The sequence below is a fragment of the Caldanaerobius polysaccharolyticus DSM 13641 genome (genome assembly GCF_000427425.1).
Classification (GTDB): domain Bacteria; phylum Bacillota; class Thermoanaerobacteria; order Thermoanaerobacterales; family Caldanaerobiaceae; genus Caldanaerobius; species Caldanaerobius polysaccharolyticus.
The window spans coordinates 543,246-558,284 of record NZ_KE386495.1 but is presented as its reverse complement, the minus strand read 5'-3'; the positions used below and the strand labels follow the sequence as shown (position 1 = coordinate 558,284).

11 protein-coding genes and 1 other annotated feature are annotated in these 15,039 nt (G+C 45.1%); all 11 genes read left to right on the top strand.

What is annotated here, in order from left to right; genetic code table 11:
• The first annotated feature begins 37 nt into the window (after positions 1–37).
• The 11 genes from CALPO_RS0109165 to leuB all read left to right on the top strand — a co-directional run bounded on the left by CALPO_RS0109165 (position 38) and on the right by leuB (position 15,039).
• Positions 38–1,447, top strand: a complete 1,410-nt coding sequence (locus CALPO_RS0109165) for a S41 family peptidase (RefSeq protein WP_026487040.1) — start codon at positions 38–40, stop codon at positions 1,445–1,447.
• Between the two features lie 23 nt (positions 1,448–1,470).
• Positions 1,471–3,072, top strand: coding sequence for a CTP synthase (locus CALPO_RS0109160; protein WP_026487039.1), 1,602 nt, complete (start codon positions 1,471–1,473; stop codon positions 3,070–3,072).
• Between the two features lie 133 nt (positions 3,073–3,205).
• Entirely contained in the window at positions 3,206–5,536 is a 2,331-nt protein-coding gene (locus tag CALPO_RS0109155) for an S-layer homology domain-containing protein (RefSeq protein ID WP_026487038.1), read from the top strand.
• Between the two features lie 260 nt (positions 5,537–5,796).
• Positions 5,797–7,191: an S-layer homology domain-containing protein gene (locus CALPO_RS14250; protein WP_051585944.1), complete on the top strand. Its 1,395-nt coding sequence runs from the start codon at positions 5,797–5,799 to the stop codon at positions 7,189–7,191.
• A gap of 116 nt (positions 7,192–7,307) precedes the next feature.
• A complete protein-coding gene (locus CALPO_RS0109145) occupies positions 7,308–8,534 on the top strand; it encodes an MFS transporter (protein ID WP_026487037.1) in 1,227 nt (408 codons plus the stop codon).
• 335 nt (positions 8,535–8,869) lie between these two features.
• Positions 8,870–9,100, top strand: a binding site (T-box leader).
• 47 nt (positions 9,101–9,147) lie between these two features.
• On the top strand, positions 9,148–9,675 hold the full coding sequence (gene ilvN, locus CALPO_RS0109140; protein ID WP_026487036.1) for an acetolactate synthase small subunit: 528 nt from the start codon (positions 9,148–9,150) through the stop codon (positions 9,673–9,675).
• Positions 9,656–10,651, top strand: coding sequence for a ketol-acid reductoisomerase (ilvC, locus tag CALPO_RS0109135; protein WP_026487035.1), 996 nt, complete (start codon positions 9,656–9,658; stop codon positions 10,649–10,651). Before ilvN ends, ilvC begins: the two co-directional genes overlap by 20 nt.
• A gap of 15 nt (positions 10,652–10,666) precedes the next feature.
• Positions 10,667–12,211, top strand: a complete 1,545-nt coding sequence (locus CALPO_RS0109130) for a 2-isopropylmalate synthase (RefSeq protein WP_026487034.1) — start codon at positions 10,667–10,669, stop codon at positions 12,209–12,211.
• 3 nt (positions 12,212–12,214) lie between these two features.
• On the top strand, positions 12,215–13,483 hold the full coding sequence (gene leuC, locus CALPO_RS0109125) for a 3-isopropylmalate dehydratase large subunit (protein WP_026487033.1): 1,269 nt from the start codon (positions 12,215–12,217) through the stop codon (positions 13,481–13,483).
• Positions 13,479–13,973 (top strand): 3-isopropylmalate dehydratase small subunit, encoded by a 495-nt coding sequence (leuD, locus tag CALPO_RS0109120; protein ID WP_026487032.1) that lies wholly within the window; start codon positions 13,479–13,481, stop codon positions 13,971–13,973. The genes leuC and leuD overlap by 5 nt, the downstream gene beginning before the upstream one ends.
• Positions 13,966–15,039: a 3-isopropylmalate dehydrogenase gene (gene leuB / locus CALPO_RS0109115; RefSeq protein ID WP_026487031.1), complete on the top strand. Its 1,074-nt coding sequence runs from the start codon at positions 13,966–13,968 to the stop codon at positions 15,037–15,039. The genes leuD and leuB overlap by 8 nt, the downstream gene beginning before the upstream one ends.

The following is a 15,039-nucleotide window of genomic DNA, read 5'->3' as shown; positions in this document are numbered from 1 at the left end:
CAATAAAGCCGCTTTTTATATGTAAAGGGGTGCTTTTATGAAAAAGTATTTGTTGTCAATACTGGTAATAGCGTTTATGATCATGTCGACGGTAACTGGATATGCTCAAGCCAATACTTCTGCTGCCGCATCCGGTTATGGCGACAGCATTTCGTTTATAAACGATGTGATGGGGTTCATACAAGACTACTATCCCTACGATGTGAGCTCTGATAAGCTTACTGTTGCTGCTGTAAAGGGTATGCTTCAGAGCCTGGACCCCTACAGCGATTACTTTACGCCTGACGAACTGATTCAGTTTGAAAATCAGACCTCAGGCACCTACACGGGTATAGGGATACAGATAGAGCAGAAGGGCACCTATATATCGGTGATTTCGGTTTTTAAGGATTCGCCGGCGGAAAAAGCCGGGATGAAAGTAGGGGACTACATAGTCAGCATTGACGGCAAAAGCGTGTCGGGGATGACGCTGGACCAGGCGGCAGCGCTTTTAAGGGGACAGGAGGGCACCAAAGTAAAGCTGATGGTACAACGCCCGGGTGTCAACAGCCTTTTGACCTTTGAGGTTATAAGGAGCAAGATAAAAATAAACCCTGTGGAGTACAAGGTCGTAGACGGTGTGGGATATATAAGGCTAAGTGAATTTAACGAAAATGCCGGGGAATTTATGGGCAAAGCGGTGCAGGACCTTAAAGCCAGGGGGATAAAGGCAGTGGTGTTGGATTTGAGGGATAATCCAGGAGGGCTGCTTTCATCGGCTGTAGACGTGGCCAGGTATTTTGTGCCCTCGGGCAAAATCGTCTCGGTGGTTTATAAAAATGCGCCCTCTGAGGTGTACTATTCTTATTTGACCAGCGTGCCTTTTAAGCTGGCGGTTTTAATAAACGGCAATACGGCCAGTGCCGCTGAGATCCTGGCAGGGGCCATACAAGACAGGAAAGCAGGAATTCTTATTGGCACGAGAACCTTTGGCAAAGGCGTTGTCCAGACCGTGATTTCGCTAGATGACGGCAGCGCTATAAAGATGACTATTGCCAGGTATTTAACCCCTTCTGGCAGAGACATAAATGGGAAGGGCATAAGCCCCAACATACAGGTAGCTGATCCTGTGGTAAAAGAGCCATTAGACACTTCGTGGCTGGCTCCTTTTGATTACGCCCCTTTAAAGGTGGGTGATAGAAAGCTGGCTGTTTACGCTCTGGAGCAAAGGCTTAAGGTGCTGGGCTATTATAGCGGAAACATGAGCGATGAATTTACTTTAAACACCCTAAAAGCTTTAAACAGCTATCAAAAAGCAAAGGGAATAAAGGCTACCAATGTGTTGGATAAAAACACCTATGACGCTATAAATAAGGATATTGAAGCTTTGAAAAATCCGGTGTTGGTGGATAACCAGCTTCAGTATGCTGTAAAATATCTAAAATCTTTACTGAGGATTTCTAAGTAAACAGCGAAGGCAGGAGGATAGAAATGAACGGAGCAAAGTATATATTTGTGACAGGTGGAGTTGTTTCATCACTGGGTAAAGGGATAACGGCGGCATCGCTGGGGAGGCTTTTGAAGAACAGAGGGCTGAGCGTTGCCATACAGAAATTCGATCCTTATATAAATGTGGACCCGGGTACCATGAGCCCGTATCAGCACGGTGAGGTATTTGTGACTGACGATGGCGCTGAGACCGATTTGGACCTGGGACATTATGAGAGGTTTATAGATGTGAACCTGACCAAAAATAGTAATGTCACCACAGGTAAAGTCTACTGGTCTGTGATCACCAAGGAGCGAAAAGGGGATTATCTTGGTGCTACTGTTCAGGTCATACCCCATATAACAAACGAAATCATAGAGAGGATTCACAGGGTGGCTAAAGAACGCCAGGTAGATGTGGTGATAACAGAAATAGGGGGCACGGTAGGGGATATAGAGAGCCAGCCTTTTCTTGAGGCCATAAGGCAGGTGGGGCTGGAAGAAGGCGAAGACAACGTGCTCTACATCCACGTGACGCTGGTTCCCCATCTGGGTAAGGTAGGAGAGCTCAAGACCAAGCCCACGCAGCACAGTGTAAAAGAGCTCAGAGGTATAGGGATACAGCCTGACATCATCGTTTGCAGGACAGAATACCCTATGTCCGAGGATATAAAGCGCAAGATAGCCTTGTTCTGCAATGTGTCGCCAAAAGCCGTCATTCAAAACCTGGATGCTGATAACCTCTACGAGATACCCCTTATGCTGGAGAAAGAGGGGCTTGACGACATTGTGTGCAGCAAGCTACACCTCCAGTGCGGAGAGGCTGATATGACCGAGTGGCAGCAGATGGTAGAGAAAATAAAGAACCTGAAAAAAAGAGTCAGGATCGCACTGGTAGGCAAATACGTGGGCCTTCACGATGCGTATATATCGGTGGTGGAGGCGCTAAACCACGGCGGATATGCCAATGACGCCTATGTGGACATAAAGTGGATCAACTCCGAAGAGGTATCTGACAGCAACGCCGCACAGCTTTTAAGCGACGTATCAGGCATCCTCGTTCCGGGAGGTTTTGGCGATAGAGGCGTGGAAGGTAAAATCGCGGCTATAAGGTATGCCAGGGAGAACAAGGTGCCTTATCTGGGCCTTTGCCTGGGTATGCAGTGTGCCGTTATAGAAGTAGCCAGAAACGCCGCAGGGCTTAAAGGGGCTAACAGCACTGAGTTTGATCCTAATACGCCGTACCCTGTTATAGATATCATGCCTGAGCAAAAGGATATAGACGAGCTGGGAGGTACCATGAGGCTGGGATTGTACCCGTGCAAGGTAAAGGAAGGCACAAAAGCCTACCAGGCATATCAGGATGAGATCATATACGAAAGGCACAGGCACAGGTATGAGTTCAACAACCAGTTTAGAGAAAGGCTCGCCAGGGCGGGGCTGATCATATCCGGTCTATCTCCTGACGAGAGGCTTGTGGAGATGATAGAGCTGGAGGACCATCCTTGGTTTGTGGCCGTTCAGTTCCACCCTGAGTTTAAATCCCGGCCCAACAGACCCCATCCCCTGTTCAGGGAATTTATAGCTGCAGCGCTAAATAGATAACATAGTTTACAATAATATTACAGATATGTAACAATTATTGACTATGGAAAAAGTGGGTGATATAATCGTAAGCGTATGAGGGGACTCATCCCCTTCGGTACATAAAATCACACAAAAAAGGAGGAATTTTGGCATGAGGAGTTTTAAGAAAGCTCTTGCTTTCGTGTTGACCGTGGCCTTGGTGTTAAGCTCCATGATGGTATTTGCCTTTGCTGACACCAATACGTCCACATATCCAGACGTAAATGGCACGGATTATGCCACGGCAGTCAACACACTGACATCCCTGGGCATAGTCAACGGTTATCCTGGTGGCACCTTTGGCGTGGATAAAAATATAACCAGAGCTGAAGTTGCCAAGATGATCGTTGGAGCGCTAAACCTGAACAATGCAGCTAATCTTTCTAAATCCGTAAAGAAGTTTAGTGACGTTAAACCAAGCGATTGGTTTGCTGGTTATGTAAACGTGGCTGCATCAAAGGGAATCGTAAAGGGCTATGGCAATGGCAAATTTGGCCCCAACGACAATGTCACGTATGATCAAGTATTGATCATGCTGGTTAGGGCGCTGGGCTACAACGACAATGATATTGCATCAGCGAAAACTTATGCTGATCTGGTTGTTGCTTATACAGCAAAAGCTGATGAAGAAGGAATTATTGGTGACGTAGAGATAGTTAACGGTGTTCCTGCTACACGCGGTGATGTAGCTAAATTATTGTACAATGCGTTAAACAATGCAAAGATAGCGAAAACAGATAGCAATGGGAATAAAGTAGACAGTGACAATGTGTTATTAAGCAAACTGGCTTCAACTGCTACGTACACGATTTTAGCGACACCGGATGTTGATTCATCTGTATCAGCAGGAAATGTAAATACGGATAAAGGTAGTGTTGCAACAGCAATAGATTTGAATAATTATTTAGGTAAAAAAGTAGAGGTTTATGTAAGCAATAATTCGAAAAAGATAGTTGGAGTTAAAAGTGTTGATACATCTGACAGTGATGTATTGACATTTACAGAGAGTGACAACTCTGTCGGCAATACAGTATATTACAAAGATGGTGATACACTCAAGACTGTCACGGTGGGTGATAGTACTCCTGTTGTATATAATGGTGTAAAAACCACATTTAAAGATGTGAGAACAAACCAGAAAGTATATGCAGGTGCTAATGTTACACTTATAAATAATGATGGTACAACGGGTTATGATTATATGATTGTGGACAATTCGTTTAGTTCACAAGCTGTTCGTGTGGCAAAAGATGTGACAAGTAGTGATAAGTACATTAACAATACAACTTCATTGTCTATTGATCCTTCTAAGACGATAATTGTCAAAGGAGCTGTATCAAAAGTAACAGATATCAAAGCCAATGATATTATATACTATGGCACAAGCATTGATGGTAATAAGATAACAATCCTTGTGGTAAGGAATACAGTCAGCGGTAAAGTAACAGAGGCAGGTCCTGATTTCATTGTAGTAAATGGTACGAAATATACAGTAAAAGGTATTAGTGTACCTGCTGTTAATACAGAGGGAACTTGGGTTCTAGATAAGGATAACAATATCGTATATCAGGCATCTGGTACTACTACTACAACCTATTATGCTGTGGCGTTGTTATCGGATTTAAATAATGCGTGGGATTCTAAGATTAAATTGTTTAAATCAGATGGTACCACAGTAGTAATGAGTGCAGTATACGATAATGTATACAATGTAAGTGTAGGCTCTGGTGTTTTGGTAGACTATACTGTAAATAGCGATGGTAAGATTAATAGTATAGAAGCACCATCAGGAGTTTCATCAGTAAGTGCAACTGTATACTCGGCAAATAATAGAATAGTTATTGATGGCACTACTTATTATGTAGATAGCAACACAGTGTTATTCAACAAAAAAACTAGTGACAACTCATATAGTGTGATTAAATTATCCGACATAAAAGATGGATCGACAAATACGGTTCAGTTGGTAGCAGATGAGTACCATGTAGTAAAAGCTGCTTTGTTTACAAATGCTGATACATCGACAACTGCTGAAACTACCAAGACAGTTCTTGTAAAGACTTATGCAGCAATTGATGGTGGTGTAAGAATTTATGTCGATGAAAACGGCGTAGAAAAGACATATGATTCAACGAGATATACAACATCTGATTTCAGCAAGAATACATTCTATAAGCTGACATTTGATGCTAACAATAAAGTAATTGGTAAAGCAGTAGCAACAGCAGTATCGGGTGTAACAGTAAGTGACATAGATACGACAAATTATAAAGTGGCATTCTCAAATGGTCAGAAGCTCCTTATGGACAACAATGTAATGATTTATCAGAAGAACAGCGATGGTACTTATAGCGTTAAAGGACTAGGAGATGTGACTAAAGACGCAACAGTAGATTACTATCTGAATGATAATGGTAAGGTATGTGTAATAGTATTACATTAAAATAATTTGTAAAAAGAGCCCTCGTTAAAGAGGGCTCTTTTTAGGTGTACGCGGCATGCGCACGACCTAGACGGTGAAATTCCGTTACGGGGGTTGATTAGCACTAATCATTGCAACAAACGGAGCCGGAAGCAAGCCTGACTCCGCTTTTTAATTACTAAGCTGAGGTGTGATAAATTACTTTTTATGTTAGCGGAATAGAATCGGCGATTAATTGCCAAATATGTTCTGAAACTTAAACAAGGAGGAAAAACAATGCGATGTCATCAAAGATAATGAAGATAATATTATACATATTGTCCATTACATCCTTTTTATTTACCGCCTTACATTTCCTACCAGCGTATTCAGCGGATTCCAGGCCCAGCAATTGGGCATTAGCGGAAGTGGAGTGGTTTAAAGATAATGGTTATGCTGATAGCAGTTTTTTCAGCGATTATCAAAAGCCATTGACCCGGCAGGAGGCCGCCATGCTCTTTGTAAAAGCCTACGATTTTTTTGCACCAGGCTCATCTGCTGTTCAAACCGGTGAGGACGCTTATCCTTTTACTGATAGGTATGCGCCTGAGTATCGAGATTACATAGAAAAAGCCTATGAGCTTGGGATAATAAAAGGATATGGCGATAACACATTTGGCGCATTAAACCCTGTGACCAGGGAACAGATGTCTGTTATGATTGTGAGATTCTTAGATAAACTTGCGCCAGGGGAATTTGATTATGACAAATACTCATCTTATGTTTCTGATTTTGCTGATGATAAGGACATATCCGTCTGGGCTAAAGGACCGCTTCTCTATTTGAATCATATGGGCATAATACGGGGCGTTTCTGGTAACAGAATTGATCCTAAAGGCTATGTGACTAGAGAGCAGGCCATGGTCATTGTAAACAGGTTGATGACAAATGGTGGCATTCTGTTGGTTTTGCAATCAAATGTGGATTCAAAAGATGTCTATGTTATAAACTCGTATGATGATTTAAAAAAGGTCATTGTATCAGCTCTAATGAACGGTGTTGATAAAATATATTTAAACAGCGCTGATGGTTATAAAATAAAAAATGAGAATGTAGTAAATCTGTTCCTTCAACACGATATGTACGCGTCAAGTATCGAATACGGTTCTGTGGGGGATGTTTACTATATAAAGTTTGATTATGGCATAGGAGAAAAAGAGATAAAAGAGACAATCAGCAAGGCTCATGACATAATAAGTCAGATTGTAAAGCCCGGTATGACGGATTACGAAAAGGAACTGGCAATACACGATTACATAGTTACGCATACGCAATACGACTATGATAACTTTTTAAATAATACCGTTCCAGAAGAATCCTACACGGCGTATGGCGTTTTGGTAAAGGGCACAGGAGTGTGCCAGGGTTACGCTGCCGCCATGCATATGCTCCTCAACATGGCGGGCATCAACACGATAATCGTCACAGGTACAGCTAAAGACGGTTCCTCTACACAAAACCACGCTTGGAACATAGTAGAGGTGGGTGGTAGATACTATCACGTTGATGCCACGTGGGATGATCCTGTTACACAGGATGGGCAGGAGATATTGAGCCATCAGTATTTTAACCTGAACGACAACGAGATGTCTAAAGACCACTACTGGGACAGGAGTGTCTATCCTCAGTGCAAATAGGTGGGAAGTTTCTTATTGTATTTTCTTAGATGCTCGTTTATAATAATCTTGTATGCGAAAACGTTATAATCAACTGAGGCATAAGTGCGATTTTTGGAGATTCCAAGGGGGATTTTATGGATATAGCGAAGAGGTACTACAGACGTAACGCTTTCTTGATATTCATCGATCCTGCTCTGTTTATGAACGGCATGACTTTTTTATCTATAACCGCGGTGATACCGTACTTTTTGATAAAGCTTGGGGCGTCCAATACGCAGATAAGCATTGCCAACGTGCTGGTCAGTCTGGGCACCCTTATACCCCAGCTGTTTATCGCTAAAGTAGTGCAGGGTATGCGGTATAAGAGCGTAAATTTTACATGGGTGCTTCTAGCTCAGAGATTTATATTTGCAGCATATGTCTTTACTATTCCCTTTTTTGCCGTTAAAAATCCACGGCTGAGCATTGTAATGTTTCTGATATTTTGGGGTGTATTTAGCTTTTTTGTAGGCACCTATTCTCCTTTTTACTTCAGCATAATGACAAAGGTTATACCATATGACAAAAGGGGAAGTCTTTTGGGCAACTCTTACGCTTTTGGCAGCATAACGGCCCTTATGTCGTCGTATCTGTTAAACGTGCTCCTCAACAAGCTGAGGTTTCCTTTAAACTATACAGCGGTATTTGGATTGGGCGTGTTCATATTGATCGTGGATGCCTTACTGTTTGCCATCATAAAAGAACCTCCTGATGAACAGGTGACAAAAGGCGGCAGTATAAAAGATTTTTTCAAAGAAATACCTGTCATCTTAAAAGAGAATGGGCATTTTAGGAATTCCGTTATTGCCTACGTCTTTATAGTTATCGCCAACGTATCCCTATCCTATTACGCCGTGTACGCTACAAGGGCGTTTCATGCCAGCCCTTCGGATATAGCTGCTTTCACCGCCATCTCCCTGGGCGCCAATGTAGTGAGCAATATATTGCTGGGCCAGCTTTCTTCCAAAAAAGGCCATAGGGCAGTCCTTATGGTGTCTACGGTTCTTGGCATATGTGCATCCATAAGTGTATTGCTTATAAGGAGTTTGATCGGCATATTTGTAGCTTTTACGCTGAGCACGGTGCTCTCCAGCGGATACGCTTTATCCAGCGGTATTTTGATATCAAAATACGTTGAACAGGGCAGTATATCCACGTATGTGGCTATAAATAACACCATAACCATGTTTTTCTCTACCCTTATGTTTATGCTAAGCGGCAGGCTTATAGATGCTTTTGGTTTCACTTCGGTATTTTTGGTAAGCCTGGTAGCTGCTGTAGCTGCATTTTTACAGCTAAGGTATAAGGTGGTTGATGATTAAATTCAAGGACAGCGATATGATATTGTAGCACATAATTTGCTTTACGGGAAATACCAAACGCATGTTTGAGTATTTTATAAAATCGCTGCGGGAAGATCCATCTTCTTTAGGGGATGGGATGAAAGCAGCGTTTTTTAATTTCTGCTACAATTAAGCTATGAATATAGGGGTAAGATAAGATACTCACACTAGCTGGCCTTTGTGCTTGATTTCTTAAAAAAATTTATAGGAAATCGATAACAGATGTGAAAATTTCAAAAAAATTCAGTTGACATTTCCCAATATTGCTGTTAGAATAACTAGTAATTATTAAACACCTCGATGCATATCAATACATAAAAGCTGTGAAGGAGACGGGTATACACCTAAAAACCATAGAGAGCCGGGGGCGGTGGAAACCGGTGTTGCGGTGTATATCTTACTCACTCTGGAGCTGCATGGCTGAAATGGGAGTAGGCTATGCCGTGTGCCTGCGTTAAAAGGCAAGGTTGTAAAACCTGATGAGGCTCATGTCGCGAGGCATGGGCGGATTAGGGTGGTACCGCGAGTTAACCCTCGCCCCTATACGAGTGTATAGGGACGAGGGTTTTTTGATACACAAGGGGGTGATCTTATCAAGCATGTTTTAGCTGTTTTAGTTAACAACCATCCGGGTGTTTTGTCGCGGGTGGCTGGCCTTTTCAGCAGGAGGGGTTTTAACATTGAGAGCCTGGCGGTGGGCACCACCGAGGACCCCGATATATCTAGGATAACCATCGTTGTAGATGGCGATGACTATGTGGTCAACCAGATATCTATGCAGCTGTATAAGTTGATCGATGTTATCAAAGTTCAGGATCTGAGCCGTACGGACAATGTGGGAAGGGAACTGGTCTTATTTAAAGTCTCTTTTGATTCATCCAACAGGGATGATATCATGCATATCATTGAGATTTTCAGGGCCAAGGTTATCGATGTTTCCAGAAATTCTATGATCATAGAAGCCACAGGAGATTTAGAGAAGGTAAATGCACTGGAGGAGCTTCTGAGGCAATTTGAAATACTGGAGATTGTGAGAACAGGTCTGGTGTCATTGGAACGGGGAGATAAGGTGTTAAAAAATTACGAGGAGGAGATTAACGATGACGAAGATGTATTATGATGAGGACGCCAATCTGGATTTGCTTAAAGGCAAGAAGATAGCGGTTATAGGCTATGGCAGCCAAGGCAGGGCTCACGCATTGAATCTAAAAGACAGCAGCCTTGACGTGGTGGTTGGCCTGTACAAAGGCAGCAAATCGTGGGGAAAAGCTGAAAGCGACGGCCTTACAGTTTTGGAAACAGGGGAAGCGGCAAAGGCTGCCGATGTTATAATGATACTGATACCTGATGAGAAACAGGCTCAGATGTACAAAGAGAGCATAGAGCCTAACTTAAAGGAGGGGGATATACTGGCTTTTGCCCATGGTTTTAATATCCATTTCCATCAGATAGTTCCCCCTGAGTACGTGGACGTCATCATGGTAGCTCCAAAGGGGCCAGGGCATCTGGTGAGAAGGGTTTATGAAGAAGGCATGGGTGTGCCCGACCTCATAGCGGTGTACCAGGATTATTCGGGTAAAGCCAAGGATTACGCGCTGGCTTATGCCAAGGGCATCGGTGGAACCAGGGCAGGGGTTATAGAGACCACATTTAAAGAGGAGACCGAAACAGACCTCTTTGGCGAACAGGCGGTGCTGTGCGGCGGTATAACAGAGCTTATAAAGGCGGGCTTTGAGACTCTGGTGGAAGCCGGTTATCAGCCTGAGATCGCTTATTTTGAGTGCTTACACGAGATGAAGCTGATCGTTGACCTCATATACGAAGGCGGATTCAGCAAGATGAGGTATTCTATAAGCGACACCGCCGAGTTCGGCGATTATATGACAGGCAAGAGGATAATAACCGAAGAGACCAGAAAAGAGATGAAAGAGGTGTTGAAAGAGATCCAGAACGGCGAGTTTGCGAAGAAATGGCTTTTAGAAAACAAGGTAGGCAGACCTGTGTTTAACGCCATAAGGGAGAGGGAGAGAAATCAGCTTATAGAGAAAGTAGGCAGTGAGCTGAGGAGCATGATGTCCTGGCTGAAAAAAGATTGATATGGGGGGATTTTAGTGGGGGTCAACGACGTTATAGTATACGATACCACATTAAGGGATGGAGAGCAGACCCCAGGCGTCAGCTTAAATGCCGCTGAGAAGCTGGAGATCGCAAAACAGCTCAAAAACCTGAACGTAGACGTCATAGAGGCGGGGTTTCCTATTGCATCCCGAGGAGATTTTGAGGCGGTAAAGTTGATTGCCGCTGAGGTCAGGGGCGTGGGGGTATCAGCCCTGGCCCGGGCCTCAAAGGCAGATATCGACAGGGCCTACGAGGCGTTGAAAGGAGCTGAACATCCTAGAATACACGTGTTCATCGCTACCTCGGATATACACCTAAAGCACAAGCTTAAAATGAGCAGGGAAGAGGCGTTGAATAGAGCTGTGGATATGGTGGCGTATGCCAGGTCCAAGATCGGCGAAGTTCAGTTCTCTGCGGAAGATGCCACCAGAAGCGATTGGGATTATCTCGCAAAAGTTTATGAGAGCGTCATTGAGGCAGGGGCTACCATAATCAACATACCGGATACCGTAGGGTATACGACTCCCGGGGAATTTGCCCAGCTTATAAATTACCTAAAAACCCACGTAAGAAACATCGATAAGGCGATTATGAGCGTCCACTGCCACAATGACCTGGGCATGGCTGTGGCCAATTCCCTCACCGCTGCGTATCATGGGGTAAAGCAGATTGAAGTCACTGTAAACGGCCTGGGGGAAAGGGCCGGAAACGCGTCGCTGGAAGAGGTAGTTATGGCCTTAAATACCAGAAAGGACTACTACAAGAGAGATGTGCGCGTAAACACCCAGCAGATTTACAGGACCAGCAAGCTCGTAAGCACATTGACAGGTATAAGCGTGCAGCCCAATAAGGCGATCGTGGGTGCCAACGCCTTTGCCCATGAGGCAGGTATACACCAGCACGGCGTTTTGAGCGAGAGAAGCACCTACGAGATAATGACTCCTGAATCCATCGGCTTGAGCCACAACAACATCGTACTAGGTAAGCACTCGGGTAGACACGCCTTTGAGGCCAAGCTAAAAGAGCTGGGATATGATCTGGACGCTGACGCTATAAACAGGGCATTTGAGCGCTTTAAGGATCTCGCTGATAAGAAAAAGACCATATTGGACCAGGATATCGAAGCCATTGTGGAAAACAAGGCCATAAGTGTACCGGAGATCTATCAGCTGGAATTCGTCCAGATATCGTCGGGTACCAACGTGACGCCTACGGCTACGGTGGGCATAAGGCGAGAGGGAAATGTGATGCAGGCTGCTGATTGCGGCGATGGCCCTGTAGACGCTGTTTTTAAAGCCATAGAAAAGGCCGTGGGTCAACAGGTGGAATTGCAGGACTATTTCTTGAAATCTGTGACAGGCGGTAAAGATGCGCTGGGCGAGGTAACTGTCAAGATAGGGAAAAACGGCAAGACGTTTTTAGGCCATGGCCTGAGCATAGACGTGATAGAGGCCAGCGCCAGGGCTTTTATAAGCGCCATAAACAGGATGATGGTCGAGCTGTCTTATAGCAACGATAGTGAGGAAGGTGTGAAGTAAGCCATGGGAATGACGATGACTCAAAAAATCCTGGCAAGACATGCGGGATTGGATAAAGTGGTAGCGGGCCAGCTTGTGAAGGCTAAATTGGATATGGTGTTGGGCAATGACGTGACATCCCCTGTGGCCATCAGGGAATTTGAAAAATTAGGCATTGACAGGGTTTTTGACAGGGAGAGAATAGCGTTGGTCCCTGACCATTTTACGCCCAACAAAGATATAAAGTCAGCGGAGCAGGCCAATGTGATAAGAAAATTTGCAAAAAAATACGGCATCGTAAATTATTTTGAGGTAGGTCGCATGGGCATTGAACACGCGCTTCTGCCCGAGCAAGGTCTTGTGGGACCTGGCGATGTGGTCATAGGAGCTGATTCCCATACGTGTACCTATGGAGCCTTAGGGGCTTTTTCCACAGGAGTAGGTAGCACGGATATGGCAGCAGCTATGGCTACAGGAGAGGCGTGGTTTAAAGTGCCTCAGGCCATCAAGTTGGATTTAAAGGGCAAGCTAAACAGGTGGGTAAGCGGTAAGGACGTGATACTCTATATTATAGGCATGATAGGGGTAGATGGAGCCCTGTACATGTCCATGGAGTATACCGGTGAGGGCTTAAAGTCGTTGGCCATGGACGACAGGTTTACCATAGCCAATATGGCCATTGAAGCGGGGGCCAAAAACGGCATATTTGAGGTAGATGAGCAGACCCTGGACTACGTAAAGGGAAGGGCAAAGAGGCCCTATGAAGTGTTCAAGGCTGATGAGGATGCGGAGTACGAGAGGGTCTATGAGATAGATTTAAGCAGCATAAGGCCCCAGGTAGCTTTTCCCCATCTCCCTGAAAACGCCAAACCCATTGACCAAGCCAGAGGGATAAAGGTAGACCAGGTGGTCATAGGTTCGTGTACCAATGGCCGCATGAAGGATATGGAGGAGGCCTATCAGATACTTAAAGGCAGGAAAGTGCACCCTGATGTAAGGCTTATCATATTCCCGGCCACCCAGGAGATATACCTGGAGTGCCTGAGGCGGGGTTACATCGAGGAATTTGTGAAAGCAGGGGCTGCGGTGAGCACGCCTACCTGCGGGCCCTGTCTGGGAGGCCATATGGGTATACTGGCAAAAGGGGAAAGGGCCATTGCTACTACCAACCGAAATTTCGTTGGCAGGATGGGGCATCCAGAGAGCGAAGTCTACCTGGCCAGTCCTGCTGTGGCCGCGGCATCAGCTGTAGCCGGGCATATAGAGGATCCGGAGGTGATCTTAAATGATTAAGGGAAACGCCATAAAATACGGCGATAATGTGGATACAGACGTCATCATACCGGCCAGGTATTTAAATACATCAGATCCCTCAGAATTAGCCCAGCACTGTATGGAGGATCTGGATCCAGGTTTTAAAAATAGGGTAAAGCCTGGCGATGTGATCATAGCGGGCAAGAACTTTGGTTGCGGTTCATCCCGGGAGCATGCGCCTATAGCTATAAAAGCAGCCGGCATTTCCTGCGTCATAGCTCGCACCTTCGCCAGGATATTTTACAGAAACGCTATAAACATAGGGCTTCCTATACTGGAGTGTCCTGAGGCTGTGGACGCTATAGATGACGGCGATGTGGTAAAAGTGGACTTTAACACAGGCGTTATTTACGACGAGACCAAGGGCTTGAAGTTCCAGGCTATGCCCTTTCCGGAATTTATTCAGGAGATCATAAAGCACGACGGCCTTATAAACTACGTGAAGGCGCAGGTGAGCAAAAATGCCTAGAATAGCGGTGCTGCCGGGGGATGGGATAGGGCCTGAGGTTATAAATGAGGGGTTGAAAGTTTTAAACGCCATTGAGAGCAAGTACGGTGTGGATTTTCAAGAGGATATGTACCCCTTTGGAGGGGTTGCCATAGACAAGACAGGGGATCCTTATCCTGCTGAGACCCAGGCAGCTTGCTTAAAGAGCGATGCGGTGCTGTTAGGTGCGGTAGGAGGTCCAAAGTGGGATTCGCTGCCTGGCAGCAAAAGGCCAGAGGCCGGGCTTTTGGACTTGAGGAAGAGCATGGGGGTTTACGCCAATTTAAGGCCGGCAGTCCTGTACGGCCCTTTAAAGGATTCATCGCCACTAAAGCCCGAGATAATAGGGGATGGCCTGGATGTATTGGTGATTAGAGAGCTCACAGGGGGTATATATTTCGGGCAAAGGGGCAGGGAAATGGTTGAAGATGGCTATAGGGCTTACGATACAGAGGTTTACTCAACCCATGAGATAAAGCGCATAGCAAAAGTGGCTTTTGAGGCCGCTATGAAAAGGCGCAAAAAGGTTACCTCAGTGGATAAGGCCAATGTGCTGGAGAGCTCAAGGCTGTGGAGGGAGACGGTAGAAGAGGTGGCCAAGGATTATCCTGAAGTAACGCTGGAGCACCTCTATGTGGATAATGCCTCCATGCAGCTTATAAAAAATCCCCATCAGTTTGACGTCATCGTGACAGGCAATATGTTTGGCGATATTTTAAGCGATGAGGTCTCTATGCTCACGGGTTCTATTGGAATGCTTCCTTCAGCTAGCCTGCGTGACGACAAAGTTGGCATATATGAACCTGTCCACGGCTCTGCCCCTGACATCGCTGGTACTAGAAAGGCCAATCCCCTTGCTACCATACTGTCGGTGGCTATGATGCTCAGGTATTCTTTTGATATGGAAGATGCCGCCAGGGATATAGAAAAGGCGGTGGTATCGGTGCTGGAGAAAGGGTACAGGACATCGGATATAATGCAAGAGGGTATGACCCTCGTGAGTACGGTAGAGATGGGAGATCTGGTGGTCAAGGAAATAAGGGGGTAA

Bases quoted from the DNA above. Each gene is read 5' to 3' on its own strand.
- CALPO_RS0109165 (WP_026487040.1), top strand. From the start codon at position 38: ATGAAAAAGTATTTGTTGTCAATACTGGTAATAGCGTTTATGATCATG.
- CALPO_RS0109160 (WP_026487039.1), top strand. From the start codon at position 1,471: ATGAACGGAGCAAAGTATATATTTGTGACAGGTGGAGTTGTTTCATCA.
- CALPO_RS0109155 (WP_026487038.1), top strand. From the start codon at position 3,206: ATGAGGAGTTTTAAGAAAGCTCTTGCTTTCGTGTTGACCGTGGCCTTG.
- CALPO_RS14250 (WP_051585944.1), top strand. From the start codon at position 5,797: ATGTCATCAAAGATAATGAAGATAATATTATACATATTGTCCATTACA.
- CALPO_RS0109145 (WP_026487037.1), top strand. From the start codon at position 7,308: ATGGATATAGCGAAGAGGTACTACAGACGTAACGCTTTCTTGATATTC.
- ilvC (WP_026487035.1), top strand. From the start codon at position 9,656: ATGACGAAGATGTATTATGATGAGGACGCCAATCTGGATTTGCTTAAA.
- leuC (WP_026487033.1), top strand. From the start codon at position 12,215: ATGGGAATGACGATGACTCAAAAAATCCTGGCAAGACATGCGGGATTG.
- leuB (WP_026487031.1), top strand. From the start codon at position 13,966: ATGCCTAGAATAGCGGTGCTGCCGGGGGATGGGATAGGGCCTGAGGTT.